The organism is Flavobacterium glycogeni (assembly GCF_048286775.1).
In the GTDB taxonomy this organism is placed as follows: domain Bacteria; phylum Bacteroidota; class Bacteroidia; order Flavobacteriales; family Flavobacteriaceae; genus Flavobacterium.
Window position 1 is genome coordinate 19605 of the sequence record NZ_JBLVPV010000003.1, and the last position, 16823, is coordinate 36427.

16 protein-coding genes are annotated in these 16823 nt (G+C 34.0%); 11 read left to right on the forward strand and 5 right to left on the reverse strand.

Translation table 11 applies throughout. The features are described 5' to 3' along the window. Positions 1 to 23: 23 nt before the first annotated feature. The 6 genes from porG (at position 24) to murI (ending at position 6584) form a co-directional block, all read left to right on the forward strand. Positions 24 to 707, forward strand: a complete 684-nt coding sequence (gene porG, locus ACNQGX_RS03040; RefSeq protein WP_417973901.1) for a type IX secretion system protein PorG — start codon at positions 24 to 26, stop codon at positions 705 to 707. Positions 708 to 711: 4 nt separating this feature from the next. Further along, on the forward strand, positions 712 to 1452 hold the full coding sequence (locus ACNQGX_RS03045; RefSeq protein ID WP_131915011.1) for an isoprenyl transferase: 741 nt from the start codon (positions 712 to 714) through the stop codon (positions 1450 to 1452). Then, on the forward strand, positions 1385 to 4114 hold the full coding sequence (bamA, locus tag ACNQGX_RS03050) for an outer membrane protein assembly factor BamA (protein WP_417973904.1): 2730 nt from the start codon (positions 1385 to 1387) through the stop codon (positions 4112 to 4114). The genes ACNQGX_RS03045 and bamA overlap by 68 nt, the downstream gene beginning before the upstream one ends. A 37-nt stretch (positions 4115 to 4151) precedes the next feature. After that, entirely contained in the window at positions 4152 to 5171 is a 1020-nt protein-coding gene (locus ACNQGX_RS03055; RefSeq protein ID WP_417973906.1) for an OmpH/Skp family outer membrane protein, read from the forward strand. A 21-nt stretch (positions 5172 to 5192) separates the two neighbouring features. After that, positions 5193 to 5693: an OmpH/Skp family outer membrane protein gene (locus ACNQGX_RS03060; RefSeq protein WP_417973908.1), complete on the forward strand. Its 501-nt coding sequence runs from the start codon at positions 5193 to 5195 to the stop codon at positions 5691 to 5693. A 111-nt stretch (positions 5694 to 5804) separates the two neighbouring features. Further along, positions 5805 to 6584, forward strand: a complete 780-nt coding sequence (murI, locus tag ACNQGX_RS03065) for a glutamate racemase (RefSeq protein WP_417973910.1) — start codon at positions 5805 to 5807, stop codon at positions 6582 to 6584. Between the two features lie 14 nt (positions 6585 to 6598). Here the strand turns inward: murI and ACNQGX_RS03070 are convergent, their stop codons facing one another. Next, on the reverse strand, positions 6599 to 7114 hold the full coding sequence (locus ACNQGX_RS03070; RefSeq protein WP_417973912.1) for a gamma carbonic anhydrase family protein: 516 nt from the start codon (positions 7112 to 7114) through the stop codon (positions 6599 to 6601). A gap of 21 nt (positions 7115 to 7135) precedes the next feature. After that, a complete protein-coding gene (locus ACNQGX_RS03075) occupies positions 7136 to 8134 on the reverse strand; it encodes a PorP/SprF family type IX secretion system membrane protein (RefSeq protein ID WP_417973914.1) in 999 nt (332 codons plus the stop codon). Between the two features lie 168 nt (positions 8135 to 8302). Between ACNQGX_RS03075 and ACNQGX_RS03080 the strand changes: the two genes are divergently transcribed. The 5 genes from ACNQGX_RS03080 (at position 8303) to ACNQGX_RS03100 (ending at position 13139) form a co-directional block, all read left to right on the forward strand. Continuing rightward, positions 8303 to 9202, forward strand: a complete 900-nt coding sequence (locus ACNQGX_RS03080; protein WP_131915004.1) for a NifU family protein — start codon at positions 8303 to 8305, stop codon at positions 9200 to 9202. Between the two features lie 121 nt (positions 9203 to 9323). Next, positions 9324 to 9524, forward strand: coding sequence for a dodecin family protein (locus ACNQGX_RS03085; protein WP_417973916.1), 201 nt, complete (start codon positions 9324 to 9326; stop codon positions 9522 to 9524). 107 nt (positions 9525 to 9631) lie between these two features. Then, positions 9632 to 11656 (forward strand): thioredoxin domain-containing protein, encoded by a 2025-nt coding sequence (locus ACNQGX_RS03090; RefSeq protein ID WP_417973918.1) that lies wholly within the window; start codon positions 9632 to 9634, stop codon positions 11654 to 11656. A 43-nt stretch (positions 11657 to 11699) separates the two neighbouring features. Beyond that, complete coding sequence (locus ACNQGX_RS03095; protein WP_417973920.1) at positions 11700 to 12230, forward strand: YtxH domain-containing protein; 531 nt, start codon at positions 11700 to 11702, stop codon at positions 12228 to 12230. Between the two features lie 81 nt (positions 12231 to 12311). Then, on the forward strand, positions 12312 to 13139 hold the full coding sequence (locus ACNQGX_RS03100) for a mechanosensitive ion channel family protein (protein ID WP_417973922.1): 828 nt from the start codon (positions 12312 to 12314) through the stop codon (positions 13137 to 13139). 10 nt (positions 13140 to 13149) lie between these two features. Here ACNQGX_RS03100 and tsaB read toward each other — a convergent pair whose 3' ends face one another. The 3 genes from tsaB to ACNQGX_RS03115 form a co-directional block, all read right to left on the reverse strand. After that, entirely contained in the window at positions 13150 to 13818 is a 669-nt protein-coding gene (gene tsaB, locus ACNQGX_RS03105) for a tRNA (adenosine(37)-N6)-threonylcarbamoyltransferase complex dimerization subunit type 1 TsaB (protein WP_417973924.1), read from the reverse strand. 241 nt (positions 13819 to 14059) lie between these two features. Next, a complete protein-coding gene (locus ACNQGX_RS03110) occupies positions 14060 to 15364 on the reverse strand; it encodes an efflux RND transporter periplasmic adaptor subunit (RefSeq protein WP_417973926.1) in 1305 nt (434 codons plus the stop codon). Positions 15365 to 15370: 6 nt separating this feature from the next. Beyond that, on the reverse strand, positions 15371 to 16807 hold the full coding sequence (locus ACNQGX_RS03115) for a TolC family protein (RefSeq protein WP_417973928.1): 1437 nt from the start codon (positions 16805 to 16807) through the stop codon (positions 15371 to 15373). Positions 16808 to 16823 lie beyond the last annotated feature (16 nt).

A 16823-nucleotide genomic window follows, 5' to 3' on the forward strand; every position in this document is an offset into this window, starting at 1 on the left:
ATTTGCACGCAATTTTTGATTAAATGAACAAAAAATTTTATTTATTTTTTTGCTTTTTCCCTTTAATGGCTCTCCATTCTCAGATACATGAGGTTGGTGTGTTTTTAGGCGGAAGTAATTTTATAGGAGATGTTGGCCCTACTACTTATGTTTCGCCAAATGAACCTGCTTTTGGATTGCTATACAAGTGGAATAAAAGTGCCAGACACGCTTATCGATTTTCCTATACACAATCAAAAATCGTTTCAAATGATTTAGATTCAAAAGAAGCCAGTAGAAACCAAAGGGGCTATCGTTTTGAAAACGGCATAAAAGAAGTATCTTTAGGCCTTGAATTCAACTTTTTTGATTTTGATCTTCATGATTCAAGTGCTAAAATCACTCCTTATGTGCATTCAGGCATAAGTTATTTTAGACACGATGAATTGTATATATTGAATGGCGAAACTAAAAAAGATAAGAACACAGGTTCATTTGCAGTGCCAATGACACTAGGAATAAAATCAAATATTACTCCTAGTTTAATATTGGCTGCGGAAGTTGGCGCAAGATATACTTTGACGGATAATATAGACGGAAGTAATCCAAAAAATAAAAATTTGGAAACGCTCCGATTTGGAAATATAAATAATAATGATTGGTATGTTTTTTCAGGAGTTACTTTAACGTATACCTTTGGAAATAAACCCTGTTATTGTGCAGAATAAAAAAATGAATTTACTAGAGACGATCAACAAGAATAACTTGCCAAAACATTTGGCCATCATAATGGATGGTAATGGCCGCTGGGCAAAACAACAAGGCCTTTTAAGAGCTTTAGGTCATGAAAGCGGAACAAAATCCGTTAAAGTAATAATTGAAGCCAGTGCCAAGCTCGGCATCGAATTCCTTACTTTATATGCTTTCTCCACAGAAAATTGGAACAGACCAAAACTAGAAGTTGAAACTTTAATGAAAGTGCTCATCAACTCCTTAAAAAAAGAACTTGTAACACTTCAAAAAAACAACATCAAACTTAATGCTATTGGTAATTTAGAAAAATTACCAAAATCAGCACAAAAAGAACTACTTGATGTAATTGATAAAACTAAGGACAACACACAAATGACATTGACCTTGGCGTTAAGCTATGGATCCAGAGAAGAAATTGTCAGTGCAGTCAGAAACATCTGTAATAAAGTTAAAAATAATATAATTTCAATAGACACTATTGACGATTCCATTATTAATGAGCATCTTTACACGCAAAATTTACCTGACGTAGATTTATTAATACGAACAAGTGGAGAACATAGGATAAGTAACTTTTTGTTGTGGCAGATTGCCTATTCAGAATTATATTTTACTGACATATTGTGGCCAGACTTTAAAGAACAAGATTTATATGAGGCTATCATTAGTTATCAAAAAAGAGAACGTAGATTTGGAAAAACAAGTGAACAAATTAAATAATTTTTTAGTGTTAAATAAAAGCATAAAAATAGTCCTTACCGTTTTGATTTTTGGAAGTTTTACACAAGTTAAAGCTCAAGAAAAAATTCCTTTTGATCAGGGAAAAAAATATATTTTAGCTGATGTGGCAGTAGTTGGGGACATCAGTTTCAACAGCCAGACCGTTGTTACTTTTTCAGGCTTACAAAAAGGGCAAGAAATTACAGTTCCCGGGGAGGAAATCAGTGCTGCTATAAAAAAACTGGGAAAACTGGGTCTCTTTGATGAAATTTCATTTTATGTAAATAAAATACAGAATGACAGTATCTATCTTGATCTAAATATTGTAGAGCTACCTAAATTGAACCAGGTAAAATTTGTAGGTATCAAGAAAACCAAAACAGAAGCTTTAATAAAAGACAACAGTCTAAATAAAGGAAAAGTAGTCAATGAAAACCTGATTACCACTACAAAAAACTACATTGAGAACAAATACAAAAAAGATGGTTACTATAATACTAAAGTAAACATAAACACTGTTAAAGACACTTCAACAGTAAACCAAGTAAATATGCTTGTCAATATTGACAAGGGTGAAAAAGTAAAAATTCAAAAGATTGATTTTGTAGGAAACACAAAAATGTCAGACAAAGCTTTGCGAAAAGCAATGAAGGAAACGAAACAAAAAAATCCTATTCGCATTCTAAAAGCATCAAAGTTTATAAAAGATAAATACAAAACTGATTTAGAAAAAGTAGTTTCAGCATATAAGGAAAAGGGATACAGAGATGCCAGAATACTTTCGGATTCTGTAACTTTTGATAAAGAAAAGAATGCATTATCAATTAAAATAAATGTAGAGGAAGGTAATAAATATTACTTTGGAGACATTAAATTTTTAGGAAATACGGTGTATACCGATCAAGGATTAAGCCGAATATTAGGTGTTAAAAAAGGAGAAACTTACAATGGTGTTCTGCTACAAAAAAGAATTGCAGATGCATCAAAACCTGACGGGGAAGACATTGACAACTTATATAAAAATAATGGTTATTTATTTTCTAATATAAATGCCGTTGAGGTAAGAACAGCAAATGACACCATTGATTTTGAAATACGAATCACTGAAGGACCTATTGCTTATTTCAACAAAATTACTGTTGTTGGAAATGACAAAACAAATGACCGTGTAATTTACCGTGAATTAAGAACAAAACCAGGAGAAAAATACAGCAAAGAAGAATTAGTTAGAACCATTCGTGAAATTGGACAACTAGGATTTTTTGATCCGGAAGCGATTGATCCAAAGTTCAAGAATGTAGATTCAGGAGCGGGAACAGTTGATATTGAATACAATCTTGTAGAAAAAGGTTCGAGTCAAATTGAACTTCAAGGAGGTTATGGCGGAGGTGGTTTCATTGGTACTCTTGGACTATCGTTCAACAACTTTTCAGCAAGAAACATGTTAAACAAAGATGCTTATAAGCCACTGCCTATGGGAGATGGTCAAAAAGTTTCCTTACGTTTACAAGCCAGTACTTTCTTTCAAACGTATAGCGTTTCATTTTCAGAACCTTGGTTTGGCGGAAAAAAACCAGTCCAATTTAGCACTTCGTTATCGTACAGTAAACAATTTTTAAATAATTTTGTTACACAAAAAGCGGATAAAACTAAAAGTTTCAATATCATGACATTGTCTGTTGGTTTAGCAAAAAGACTGACTGTTCCAGATGATTTCTTTGTATTGTCACAATCTTTAAGTTACCAACATTATGATTTGAATAATTACAATACCGGATTATTTACATTTGGAAATGGAACATCAAGAAATTTAGCCTACACCATAGGATTAACAAGAAGTAATAAAGGTCTAAATCCAATTTTTCCAACATACGGGTCGGAGTTTAGTATTTCAGCTAAATTAACTCCTCCTTATTCATTGCTAAACGGAACAGATTATGCAACATTAGGCGATAAAGAAGAGTACAAATTAAAAAACACTGTTGACCGTTCGAATGTTCCAGATGACAATGGGAACACTGTTGAAATAGGAGATTATATTGACAGTAAAGGAAACTGGGTAGCAACCTATCAAGAGGCTGCCGCTGACGTATCTAAAGTGGATCAAAAGAAATTTAATTGGTTAGAATATTATAAAATAAAGTTTAAAGCAGATTGGTATACAAAAATTTATGGTAAATTAGTACTTAGAACCTTGACTGAATTTGGATTCCTTGGAGCATACAATCAAGACAGAGGTGTTGTTCCTTTTGAACGATTCTATCTTGGTGGTGACGGACTGGCAAATTATTCAATGGATGGTAGAGAAACAGTACAGTTGAGAGGATATCCTAACAACTCGTTGACACCTGTAAATGAGACAGGAGATCAAATTGGAGCTACTGTTTTTAATAAATTCTCCATGGAATTGCGTTATCCTATAACACTAAAATCATCGGCTTCGATTTATGCATTGGCATTTATGGAAGCGGGATCATCGTTTAAAGATTTCAAAAGCTATAATCCTTTTGCGCTAAATCGTTCTGCAGGAGTTGGATTACGTGTATTTATGCCTGCATTTGGTTTATTGGGAATTGACTTTGGTCACGGTTTTGATACATTGCCAGGACAAGCAAAAGCCAATGGATGGGAAACCCATTTTATCATTGGACAGCAGTTCTAAAAAAAATTGATTTTAAATTTTCTAATACAGTACCGTTATGAGAAAACAATTTTTATATCTATTTTTAGCGTTAGTCGTTGTACAAACAATAGACGCGCAAACCAGAGGAACTAAACTAGGCTACATTGATATGGAATACATTTTACAAAATGTACCCGATTATACGGAAGCAAAGGCTCAATTAGAGCAAAAGGTCGAAAAATGGAAACTGGAGATCGATACTAAGAAAATTGAAATCAATAAATTAAAAGAAGCTTTAAAAGCAGAAAGAGCTTTATTGACAAAAGAGCTCATTGACGAAAGAGAAACAGAAATTAATTTTCTTGAAAACGAGAATTTAGAGTATCAACAAAAGAGATTTGGTGCTAATGGAGATTTGATGATCCAAAAATCCGTTTTGGTAAAACCAATACAAGATCAAGTTTTTACTGCGGTTCAAGATATTGCAGAACGGTTAAAATATGATTTTATCTTTGACAAGACTTCTGACTTGACCATGTTGTTCGCAGCAAAAAGATTTGACATCAGCGATCAAATTTTACGCGTATTGAACCGTACAGAAAAAAGAGAACAGTTGACTAAAAAACAACTAAAAGAAGAGGAAGCAAAAGAAAATAAAGAAGATGCATTGGATGAAAATCCTGCATTAGCGGAGAGACAAAAACTCTTGGATGATAAAAAAGCAACAAGAGATCAAACACTTGCTGACAGAAAATTGCTTCAGGAGCAAAAGAAAAAAGAATTTGATGACAAAAGAAAACAAATTCAAGCCGACAGAGAAGCTAAAAAAAATGGCACGGTTTCTGCAAATGTTAAAATAGACACTACTGAGACAGCAGTTAGCAATGACCCGGACAAGGACAGCGCTAAACAAGCAGTTGAAGAGGCCAAACAAAAACAAGCAGCTGCAAAAGCGAAAACATTAGAAGATCGTAAGAAAGTTTTAGAGGATCGCAAGAAAGCATTAGACGAAAAAAGAAAAAAAATACTGGAAGACAGAGAAGCTATTAGAAAAGCTAAGGAAGAAAAATTAAAAGAAAATACAAACAAAAATTAATTATTAAATATTTTAAAAACGATGAAACAAATTAAAACTCTATTTATTGCTGCCATTTTTATTTTAGGAGCAAATCAAACAATTAATGCACAAGCAAAAACTGCTCATGTTGATGTAAGTGAAATTATGACAAAAATGCCAGCAATGCTAGATGCTCAAAAACAATTGGATAAATTGAGTACTACGTATGATGCTGATTACAAAAAAATGGTTGAAGAATACCAAGGAAAATTAAAAAAATACGAAGCTGAAGCTGCAACTGTTACTGAAGCTATAAATGGTGATCGTTCTAAAGAAGTGCAAGAAATGCAAAAAAGAATCGTTGACTACAGAGACAACGCTCAAAAAGAATTGCAACAAAAAGAATCTGATATTGTAAAACCATTAATGGAAAAAGTAAGAGCTTCTATTCAAAAAGTAGGAAAAGCTAAAGGATTTCAATATGTTCTTGATGGTACATCTCTATTACTTGCAGACGGTCCAAACTTGACTGCTGATGTAAAAAAAGATTTAGGTTTCTAAAAAAAATCGATACTCATACAAAACTGCTCACCCTTATTTTAGGCTTGAGCAGTTTTTTTTGTTTAAAATAAATTTTAGGAAATTCAAATTCCAGCACGTAACTTTGTTTTTATGAATAGCAATAATCAACCTATAGGAATTTTTGACTCAGGGATTGGCGGAACTTCCATTTGGAAAGCAATCCATCAATTACTACCCAATGAAAGAACCATATATCTGGCAGATAGTAAAAATGCCCCTTATGGACAAAAATCAAAAGAAGAGATTATTGCATTGAGCATGAAAAATACTGATTTTCTCCTGGAGATGGAATGCAAATTAATTGTGGTAGCTTGTAATACGGCAACCACTAATGCAATCCAAGAGTTAAGGGCTAAATACGACATTCCGTTTATAGGTATTGAGCCGGCAATAAAACCCGCAGTTACGCATTCTAAAACACAAATAATAGGGATTCTTGCTACACAAGGTACGCTGAACAGTGCGCTTTTCAACAAGACTACAGAAAAGTACCAAGACACAAAAATAATTGAGCAAGTGGGCCACGGATTGGTCCAACTAATTGAAAATGGAGACATCAATTCACCAGAGATGACTAAACTGCTTCACGCCTACCTCACTCCTATGATTGAAGCCAACATCGATTATCTAGTATTAGGGTGTAGCCACTATCCGTATCTGATTCCACAAATCAAAAAAATTCTTCCGGAACACATTCAAATTATAGATTCCGGTGAAGCTGTTGCTAAACAGACACAAAATATATTACGCGAAAAAGTAGGTTTTTCATCGGCAGAAAATAGTGAACCCGTTTTTTACACGAATACAAATCCAAAAGTTTTGAGTGAAATTTTAGAAAATAAATATTCGGTTGAGAAGAAGAATTTCTAAAAAACGATAGCCTATTATTCTTCTTTAAACCAACTCGAGTACATTACGTAATTATTCGAAATACGTTCGATTTCACCCGCAAAATCAGATTGATCAATGTCTTTTACTTTCTTCGCAGGAACTCCTGCCCAGATTGAACCTGATTCCACAACTGTATTTTGAGTAATAACCGCTCCAGCCGCCACAATAGAATTGCTTTCGATCACACAATTGTCCATTACAATCGCTCCCATTCCTATCAATACATTGTCATGAACGACACAACCATGCACAATGGCATTATGACCAATGGAAACGTTATTTCCTATAATAGTTGGGTGTTTTTTATACGTACAATGAATAACTGCTCCATCTTGTATATTTACTTTATTACCAATTTTGATAAAATTTACATCCCCTCTAATTACGGCGTTAAACCAAACACTGCAATTTGTGCCAAAGGTTACATCGCCTACAATAGTTGCATTTTCGGCTACATAACAATCCTCCGGAATTGAAGGTGACTTACCGTTAACAGATTTAATCAGCATGAGTAAAAAGTAAATAGTTAATTAATTAATTGCTGGACAATAACAATCGTATTTCACAGGTTTACAGAACAAGTCGATTCCCAAAGTAATTTGGTGGTAGCCCCCATTATCGAACTTAACAGCTCCCGACAATTGAGAATAGGTATAGGCAAACATAAATCTGTCAAAATTAACTCCTACAATTGGAGTAATATATTGCAGTTTTTGTTTCGAAACAGAATTTCCATCAATATACTCGGCGCCATCAAAACTTCTTCTATAGGACAATCCGCCCCAGAGTTTTCCAAAATCCAGACTTTTATAGACTTTTAAATTGACGTCAATCGATTTTTCTTTCGTTTGATCCACCATTTGAAACAAAAGAGAAGGTTCCCATAATAATTTTTCTCTATTACCAAAGATATAACCGGCACTCAATAAGTACTTTCTTAGATTGTCACTTTCATATTCTGTATAAATATCTCTTCTGGTTTCTATGGCGTTTTTTACCGTAGCATGAGCATAAAAATCCAAATAGTTATAAGATGCTCCAATATCTACATTAAAATAAGAATCTTTTTGTACGACAGTTCCATCAATAATCGGATCCCAATCGCCTGATTGCATAAATTCCGTTTCATCTAATTGGCTTTGGATTAATCCTGCGCTAATACCAAAAGACAATTGGTTCAAATCGACCTCATCTCTTGAAAACATAAGATGATAGGCATAACTAAACTTGACTCCTTTTTGGGAATGATAGCCGTTTTTATCATTAAAAAGTATAATTCCGGCACCCGCTTTTTCACCTACCCTACCATTAAGACTTAATGTTTGAAGTTCCGGAGCATCTTCCTGGTCAAACCATTGTTTACGACCGGTCAACCTGATCTTGGCACAATTTGACGCACCTGCCATTGAAGGATGAATTAAATAATAGTTATCTGAAAGATAATCCGAATAAACAGGAATTCCTTCCTGTGAAAAAGAACAATAGGATATAAAAAAAAGGGACGATAAAAATCTAATTTTATTATACATTTAATTACTTTTTAATAGGAATGAATAATTTTAAATCAATAAAAGTTTTTGGAAACTAAGAAAAACAACTTATCTAAAAATTAAACTAAAGTTAATTTATTCATTAAAAACTCAAATATAGTTATTCGTAGAAAATAACTTTACTAAATTTGTAAAAATTTAAAAGTCATGAACAAAGTTACCATAAAAGAAACACAAAACCCAACCATATTAAAGTTTGAATTTCAAGATTTTATAACACAAAATGAAAGTTTTGAATTCAAAAACATTGACGAAGCTAAAACGTCTCCACTAGCGCAACAATTGTTTTATCTTCCCTTTGTAAAAACAATTTACATCTCTGGAAATTTTATTGCAATCGAGAAATATAGTATTGTAGAATGGGACGATGTCAAAGATGCCGTAGCAGAACAAATGGAAACATTTGTAAACAATGGCGGGACAATCATTACTATAGATGAAAACAAAACCAAAAAACAGCCTGTGACCGTTTATGGAGAGACCACTCCAAATCCAGCAGCATTGAAATTTGTAGTGAGCAAAATGTTGACTAAGAATTCCATCGAATTCAAAAATATCGATCAAACAGGCGCATCTCCATTAGCAAAAGAACTTTTTAAATTTCCTTATGTAAAAGAGATTTTCATTGATGAAAACTACATCTCAGTGACTAAATATGAAATCAATGAATGGCAGGAAATAACATTGGAATTAAGAAGTTTCATTAAGCAATATATCGAAAACGGGGGAACAGTTCTAGATGAAAATTTCATTCAAGCCGTTACAGCAGAAGAGGACACTAAAGCAAAAGAGTTTGATAATCTGGATGTCACTTCCCAACAAATCATCAACATATTAGAGGAATACGTAAAACCTGCCGTACAAGCAGACGGTGGAAATATCGCATTCGATTCCTATAACGAAACAGACAAAACCGTAAAGGTGATATTACAAGGTGCCTGCAGTGGCTGCCCATCATCAACATTTACTTTAAAAAGCGGTATCGAAAACATGCTGAAAAGTATGCTGAATGACGAAGGAATTAAAGTGGAAGCCATAAACGCATAAGCAAAATTAAAAACACACACTTAACTGACAATGTTACAGTTATATAAAAATAATTGCCGTTTTAAATTGAAATTTTAAATAAAATAGGTACATTTAATCCTTAACTTAACAAATAAAAATTATGTCAGTATTAAAAGTAATTGAAGTGCTTTCCAGTTCAGATATAAGTTGGGAAGATGCCACTCGAAAAGGAGTTGCAAAGGCAGCCAAAACCATAAACCACATACGTTCTGTATACGTTAAAGACCAAAGTGCAGCCGTAAGTGGAGGTGAAATCACAGAATACAGAGTAAACTTAAAATTAACTTTCGAACTCGAATAGTGAAATTTAAAAAAAACAAAATTTAAGCGTTTCAAATGAAACGCTTTTTTTATTTTTAAAAGCTATTTCCCTAGATTTCGGGACTATCGGGCTAAAAAACAAAAAATATGAACCTACTTTCACAAGAAACCAGTCCTTATTTATTACAACACGCCAACAATCCTGTTCACTGGAAAGCTTGGAATCCAAAATCATTGACAGAAGCTAAAGAAAACAACAAGCTAATCATCGTAAGCATCGGGTATTCTGCTTGTCATTGGTGCCATGTGATGGAACACGAAAGTTTTGAAAATGTAGCCGTAGCTCAAGTCATGAATGCTAATTTCATCAATATTAAAGTCGATCGAGAAGAACGTCCGGATGTTGATGCCGTTTATATGAAAGCCGTTCAAATCATGACCGGTCGTGGCGGATGGCCTTTAAACGTAGTCACACTACCAGATGGCAGACCAGTTTGGGGCGGAACTTATTTTAGAAAAGACGAGTGGACACAAACCCTTGATGAATTACAAAAAATGTATCAATCAGCGCCGGAAAGAATGATTGATTATGCTGAAAAATTACATCTTGGAATTAAAGCTATCGGAATTGTACAAAACGAAGAATCGGAAACAGAAATAGATCAAAATTTGATTGCCTCTTTAATCGAAAAATGGAAAAAAAGTTTCGATTGGGAATTTGGTGGAATGGCAAGAGCGCCCAAGTTTATGATGCCCAATAATTATCATTTCCTAATGCGTTATGGATATCAAAAGAATGATGCTGGTTTACTGGATTTTGTAAATCTTACTTTAACCAAAATGGCGTATGGAGGGCTTTTTGATACCATTGACGGTGGTTTTTCACGCTATTCAGTAGATATGAAATGGCATGTTCCCCATTTTGAAAAAATGCTTTATGACAATGGACAATTGGTTTCTTTATACAGCGATGCATATAAACTGACTAAAAACCAATTATACAAAGAGGTTATAGAAAAAACACTTCGCTTTGTAGCAAAAGAATTAATGAATCCTGAAGGCGGATTTTATGCTGCGTTGGATGCTGACAGTTTAAACTCAAATAATCATCTGGAAGAAGGTGCTTTTTATGTTTGGAAAATCCCAGAATTAAAGGCAATCATCAAAGAAGATTTTGATTTATTCAGTCAGGTTTTCAATTGCAATAGTTTTGGATTATGGGAAAATGAAAATTATGTTGTCATTCAAAATCAAACTTTAGAAAGTATTGCAAAACAGAATAACATTCCTGTTGCTACACTTGAAAACAAAAAGGAAAACTGGGAAAAACTACTGTATAACGAAAGAGAAAAGCGTTCTAAACCAAGGCTCGATGATAAATGTCTGACTTCCTGGAACGCGATAATGCTAAAAGGATATGTTGATGCCTACAAAGCATTGGAAGACAAAAAATATTTAGAGGCAGCCTTGCAAAATGCTTATTTCATAACTACGAATCTTTGGTCAAGCGAGGGGAATCTATTTCACAATTACAAAAACGGAAAAAGTACCATCAATGGTTATCTGGAAGATTACTGTTTTGTAATTGCAGCCTTTATCGCCTTGTACGAAGTTACTTTTGACGAGAAATGGCTCCATGACGCCAAACAACTGACCGATTATAGTTTGGAACATTTTTATGATGAAAAAAAATCGTTTTTTGCTTTTACATCCAATCTGGATGAAGCTTTAATAACCACACATTATGAAACGGAAGACAATGTCATTCCTGCATCCAATTCAGTGATGGCAAAAAACGTGTATCAATTGAGCATTTATTTTAATAATCCCTATTACGAAAAAGTCAGCCATAACATGTTGCTCGCTATACTTCCGGGTGTCGATTATCCGTCTGCATTCTCAAACTGGATGGATTTGGGGTTGAACTTTTCGGAACAAAACAAAGAATTAGCCATTTGTGGAGAATTGGCTTTAGAGTATTGCGCAAAAATAAACAGCATCTATATTCCCAATATTGTTTTGGCTGGAACCCAAAAAACATCAAGCCTTCCTTTTTTATCGGCACGTTATATAAATAAGGAAACGCTGTTTTATCTGTGCCAAAACAGGACCTGCTTGATGCCAAATACTGATTTTCAGCAAATTATTAATGATTTAATAAAGCAATCGTAGAAAAAATTGTTTAATATTGTAAGACTAATCAAATAAAAATACCATGGGACTATCTTCATTTTTTAAAAATTTATTTGGCTCAGCCAAAGAAACTGCCAGCGAATTAGCTGACAAAGCCGAAACTACTTTTGAACAAGCAAAAGAGACTGCAGCACCCTATCTTGAAAAAGCAGAAACATTTGCAGAAGAAACATTCGATAAAGCAAAAGAAACTGCAAGTCCTTATCTTGAAAAAGCGGAAACTTTTGTAGAAGAAACATTTGAAAAAGTAAAAGAAACTGCTGCTCCAATTATAGATAAAGTAGAAGGTTTTGCTAACCAAGCCAAAGAAACTGTCACTGGGCATTCTGACAAAGCTGGTGATGCTTTAGGAAACGCAGCAGAATCCGTAAAAGAAAAAACTGTCGCAGCCACAGACAAAGTAGAAGAAATAGCAAGTAAAACTAAAACAATCGCTACTGATGCTGCCGAAACTGTTTCTGAAAAAGCAAACGAATTAGCAAATGACGGAGATGCTGACACTATCGAAACTCCTAAAAAAACTACAAATAAAACAGAAGAAGACGCAGATTAATTTATAAGAAAATAATTTATTTGTATTTTTGCGCTTCAAACTTAACCTTCTCTTTTGGGAAGGTTTTTTATTATATAAAAAATGAACTTAAATCCAAATCAGTTAACTGGTTATGCTGACACCTTCATCAAAGAATTAATTGATTATTCCCCAAAAGTAGTTTCTGCCTTTGTTATTTTATTTGTCGGTCTTTACGCCATTCGGCTGATCAATAGATTCATTAGAAAACTAATGATAAAAAGGAATTTAGACCCTACATTGACCGCCTTTTTGGCCGATATTTTACTTTGGGTATTAAGAATATTATTGTTTGTAACTTTCCTCGAAAAATTAGGAGTAGGAATCTCCTCTTTTGTTGCCATTCTTGGCGCCATGGGACTTGCAGTGGGTTTATCACTTCAAGGTTCCTTATCAAATTTTGCAGGCGGTATGCTGATTATTCTCTTTAAGCCTTTTAAGGTAAATGACACTATTGAAGCACAGGGAGTAACCGGAACTGTCCGTGAAATTCAAATATTTGTAACCAAATTAATTACGGCTAATAACCAGACTATTTTTGTACCCAATGGATCTTTATCAAATGGGAACATTATCAACTATTCTTTGCAAAAAATCAGAAGAGCCGATTTGACCATTGCCATTTCCTACGATACGGATATTAAAAAAGTGAAAGAAATAATTACTGCCATTTTAAAAAATAATCCCAAAGTACTTCAAACTCCTGCTGCCGAAGTTTCTGTAAAAAACTTAACTGACAATGCTATTCAACTTGCGGTGAGACCGTGGGCAAATAATGAAGATTATGGTATCGTTTTCTCTGAAACTTTAGAAAGCTGTAAACTGGCATTTGACTCTGCCGGAATAGTTATTCAGCCTTATGTAAGAGAATCATCCCAAGATAATTCTTAATCTAAAGATATTACTTCTTTGAAGCAGTAATCATGAAATCTTTCAAATAATACGGTTCAAAATAAGCGACATCTACAGTGTCGCTTTTTTTGAATTTTTCAAAACTTATCGCACTCATTTCTTTGGCAGAAGGATATACGATTTCGTCAAGAAAAACATAGTTTTCTTTAGTCAAAACTGACTTGCATTTTTCGGCACAATCCCCAACAAAATAAAGTGTTTCCTCCAAATCCTCAAAGGAATTTTCAGTAATTATTTCGGCAAGAACTTCTCTTTTTCGTTCCAAATTTGGAGCAAAAACAGCGCTATACACTTCCATTCTTCGGGCATCAATCATGGGAATGATTAATCCGCTGGAAATGGTTACCTGTGACGCCAGAGACTGTAAAGTATCTACAGCAATTAATGGGATATCCAGCGCATAACACAGTCCTTTGGCAGCCGAAACTCCTATTCGCAATCCTGTATAAGAACCCGGACCTTGACTCACTGCGATGGCGGATAAATCATTAAGCGTAATTCCCGCCTCTTTAATAATTTCCTCAATAAAAACATGCAATCGTTCTGCATGAGAATAGCCTTCTTCGGCAATTTCTTTGCATAAAATTGTTTTACCGTCTTTTGCAAGAGCAACTGAACAGTTTTTCGTAGCGGTTTCGATGTTGAGAATGTAAGACACTTTTTAGATTTTAGATTTTAGATTTTAGATTTTAGATTTTAGATTTTAACTTAAAGAAATCTAGAATAACATGAAATAAAAAACCCAAACAATTCATAAGATTGCAAATTTACACCGAATTTTGAAATATACTTTTATAAAAAAGAAAACACGTCAAGAATATTCTTGACGTGTTTTCTTTTTTATAACTATTAATACAACTTGACCGATTTTTATTGAGCGTATCACTAAAACCCGAATATTATTTCTTATCCGCCAATTCCTCTTTTTTCTTTTCGGTAGTTACTTTATCCCCAGAATTTAAGTCCTTTGAAACGGTAGTATAAGGTCCGGTTATAACAACATCTCCTTTTTTAAGACCTGTTAAAACCTCAATATTTGTATCGTCTTGAATTCCGGTCTTGATAATTCTAATTTTAGCTTTATCGCCTACTTTTACAAATACGCATTCAAATTTCTTGTCACTTTTAGGTGCAGCTCCTTTTTGTTCTTCATTAGGATCTTCCACTTTAATTTCTTTTACAGCTGTCGTATCTGATTTCACCACTACTGAACTAATTGGCACAGACAATACATTCGTTTTTGTTTCTGTAATGATATCAACAGTTGCAGTCATTCCAGGTCTAAAAGGAGAATATGTATCCGGTTTTCCCTCTAATAAATCTTGATACGATTCTTTAAGAATTCTTACTTTAACTTTAAAATTAGTCACCTGATCTGCTGTCAAAGCTGAACTGGCCGAATTAGAAATACTAGTTACAACACCCTTAAATTGTTTTTTTAGATAAGCATCAACTTCAACATTCGCTTCATCTCCCACTTTAATTTTTACAATATCATTTTCATTGACATCTACTTCAACCTCCATATTATTTAAGTTGGCTACTCTCAAAATCTCCGTTCCAGTCATTTGTTGCGTTCCTAAAACACGTTCCCCTAATTCTACGTTTAACATCGAAATAGTTCCATCCGCAGGCGCATAGATTGTAGTACGTCCTAAATTGTCTTTGGCTTCATTTACAGTTGCCGAGGCACTTTGAACATTAAAATAAGCGGTCTGCTTAGCTGCTTTTGCCACTTCATAAGAGGCAACTGCTTTATCCCAATCTGACTTTGAAATAATTCCTTTTTCGAATAATGTTTTATTTCTGTCGTAACTTGATTTAGATTCCTTGAACGAAGCATCTGCCTGACTCAAATTAGCTCTGGTTCCTGATAAATTGGAAACCGAACGATTGTAACCTGAAGTATACAGATCTGGATTTATTTTAACCAATAAATCTCCTTTCTTTACAACTTGTCCTTCTTTTACGTTTAAAGAAATAATCTCTCCTGATACCTCAGATGAAATTTTAACCTCAATTTCTGGTTGAATTTTCCCGGTAGCCGAAACCGTTTCAACAATAGTTACAGGATTAACTTGGGCGATTTCAACTTCAGTCCCCTTGTCCTTATTTCCGATAGCTCCTGATTTTGAAAGCGCTATCAAAGCAGCAATGATTACTACTGCTCCACCTATTAGGATATAAATTGTTTTCTTTGACATGATAAATTAGTTTTTGATAAGAGGAATTCCAAAATAGAATTCCAATATTTTAATTTTAAAAATATAATCGTATTTTGTTCTAAGAACATCTGATTGTGCATTAGTCAGTAAGGTTTGTGACTGATTGAAATCAAAAGAATTCATCAAACCAACCGCGTATTTTTCTTTGGCATAATCATAAGCCCCTTGTCTGGACTCAAGTGCCACAACCGAAGATTCATACGCATTCAAAGCGCCTTTAGCATCTGCAAATGCAGTGAAAACATTTCTTTGCAAATCTAAATCTTGTTGCTCTACAGCAATTTTTGATCTTTCTAAACTTACTTTAGAACGCTCTACATTGTTTCTGGCTGAAAATCCATTAAAGATAGGAATCGATAACTGAGCCCCAAAAGAATGTCCTTTGTTATCACTAAATTGATCAAAGAAAGGCAAAGCTTTTCCTAATACGGGAGAAAAATTATTTTGTAAAACATTTTGATTTGTACCTTCCACATACCCAACTACAGATGTAGGATTTGAAGTATTTGGTTGAAAACCCACAACTCTGTCACTATACCCAACTCTAGAACTAAAACTATAAAAACCTTGCAAAGTAGGTTGAAAAGCTCCTTTGGCAATTGCTACATTTTTTTGGGCAATTTCTAAATTAGTTCTGGCAATTTTCAATTCTGTTCTGCCTTCTTTGGCTTTATCATAAATGGCCGCCGGAGATTGTGCCATAATATTATTTTCATCTTTAACATCGGTATCATCAACAACATCAAAATTTTCAAAGTCTTTCAACTGTAATAATTGAGCCAAACTTAATTTTGAAATTAATAATGCATTTTCAGCAGTAATAACATTTTGATTGTTTGATGCCACAGTAGCTTTTATGTCCAATAAATCCCCACGCGGAATAGATCCTGCTTTCACTAATTCTTCCGAGCGTGCATATTGCTTTTCATTAATTCCCAATTGTTCTTTTTGCACTTTTAAGTTTTCTTTGTTAAAAAGCACCTGTAAAAAAGCATTAGCAACATTCAATGCTACATCTTCCTGCATTTTCAACAATTGATATTTGGCCGCTATTATTGAAAGATTGGCTTTGCGTAGCGTATTTTGATTTTGCATCCCTTTATAAATATCTATTCCAACATTAGCACCGGCAGAGGTAAACTGAGTCGTTTGATTTTGAAGCAAACCCGTGGTAATATCCTGATTCAAACCAATGTTCCAGGAATGAGAAGCACTGGCATTTAATGACGGAAGGAAATTTCCAATCGCTCCTTTTTTATCAATGGCTGCCGTTTTAGTATCTAATTCGGATTGTTTGATTGAGATGTTATTTTGTATGGCATATTTTACGCATTCTTCCAGAGTCCATTTTTTGGATTGTCCCTGAACGGACAAACCAAACAGCACGATAAAAACGAAACTGATACAACTATTTTTTTTCATATATTTTGAATGAAAG

Coding starts and splice junctions, on each gene's coding strand:
- porG (WP_417973901.1), top strand. CDS start 24: ATGAACAAAAAATTTTATTTATTTTTTTGCTTTTTCCCTTTAATGGCT.
- ACNQGX_RS03045 (WP_131915011.1), top strand. CDS start 712: ATGAATTTACTAGAGACGATCAACAAGAATAACTTGCCAAAACATTTG.
- bamA (WP_417973904.1), top strand. CDS start 1,385: ATGAGGCTATCATTAGTTATCAAAAAAGAGAACGTAGATTTGGAAAAA.
- ACNQGX_RS03055 (WP_417973906.1), top strand. CDS start 4,152: ATGAGAAAACAATTTTTATATCTATTTTTAGCGTTAGTCGTTGTACAA.
- ACNQGX_RS03060 (WP_417973908.1), top strand. CDS start 5,193: ATGAAACAAATTAAAACTCTATTTATTGCTGCCATTTTTATTTTAGGA.
- murI (WP_417973910.1), top strand. CDS start 5,805: ATGAATAGCAATAATCAACCTATAGGAATTTTTGACTCAGGGATTGGC.
- ACNQGX_RS03070 (WP_417973912.1), bottom strand. CDS start 7,114: ATGCTGATTAAATCTGTTAACGGTAAGTCACCTTCAATTCCGGAGGAT.
- ACNQGX_RS03075 (WP_417973914.1), bottom strand. CDS start 8,134: ATGTATAATAAAATTAGATTTTTATCGTCCCTTTTTTTTATATCCTAT.
- ACNQGX_RS03080 (WP_131915004.1), top strand. CDS start 8,303: ATGAACAAAGTTACCATAAAAGAAACACAAAACCCAACCATATTAAAG.
- ACNQGX_RS03085 (WP_417973916.1), top strand. CDS start 9,324: ATGTCAGTATTAAAAGTAATTGAAGTGCTTTCCAGTTCAGATATAAGT.
- ACNQGX_RS03090 (WP_417973918.1), top strand. CDS start 9,632: ATGAACCTACTTTCACAAGAAACCAGTCCTTATTTATTACAACACGCC.
- ACNQGX_RS03095 (WP_417973920.1), top strand. CDS start 11,700: ATGGGACTATCTTCATTTTTTAAAAATTTATTTGGCTCAGCCAAAGAA.
- ACNQGX_RS03100 (WP_417973922.1), top strand. CDS start 12,312: ATGAACTTAAATCCAAATCAGTTAACTGGTTATGCTGACACCTTCATC.
- ACNQGX_RS03110 (WP_417973926.1), bottom strand. CDS start 15,364: ATGTCAAAGAAAACAATTTATATCCTAATAGGTGGAGCAGTAGTAATC.
- ACNQGX_RS03115 (WP_417973928.1), bottom strand. CDS start 16,807: ATGAAAAAAAATAGTTGTATCAGTTTCGTTTTTATCGTGCTGTTTGGT.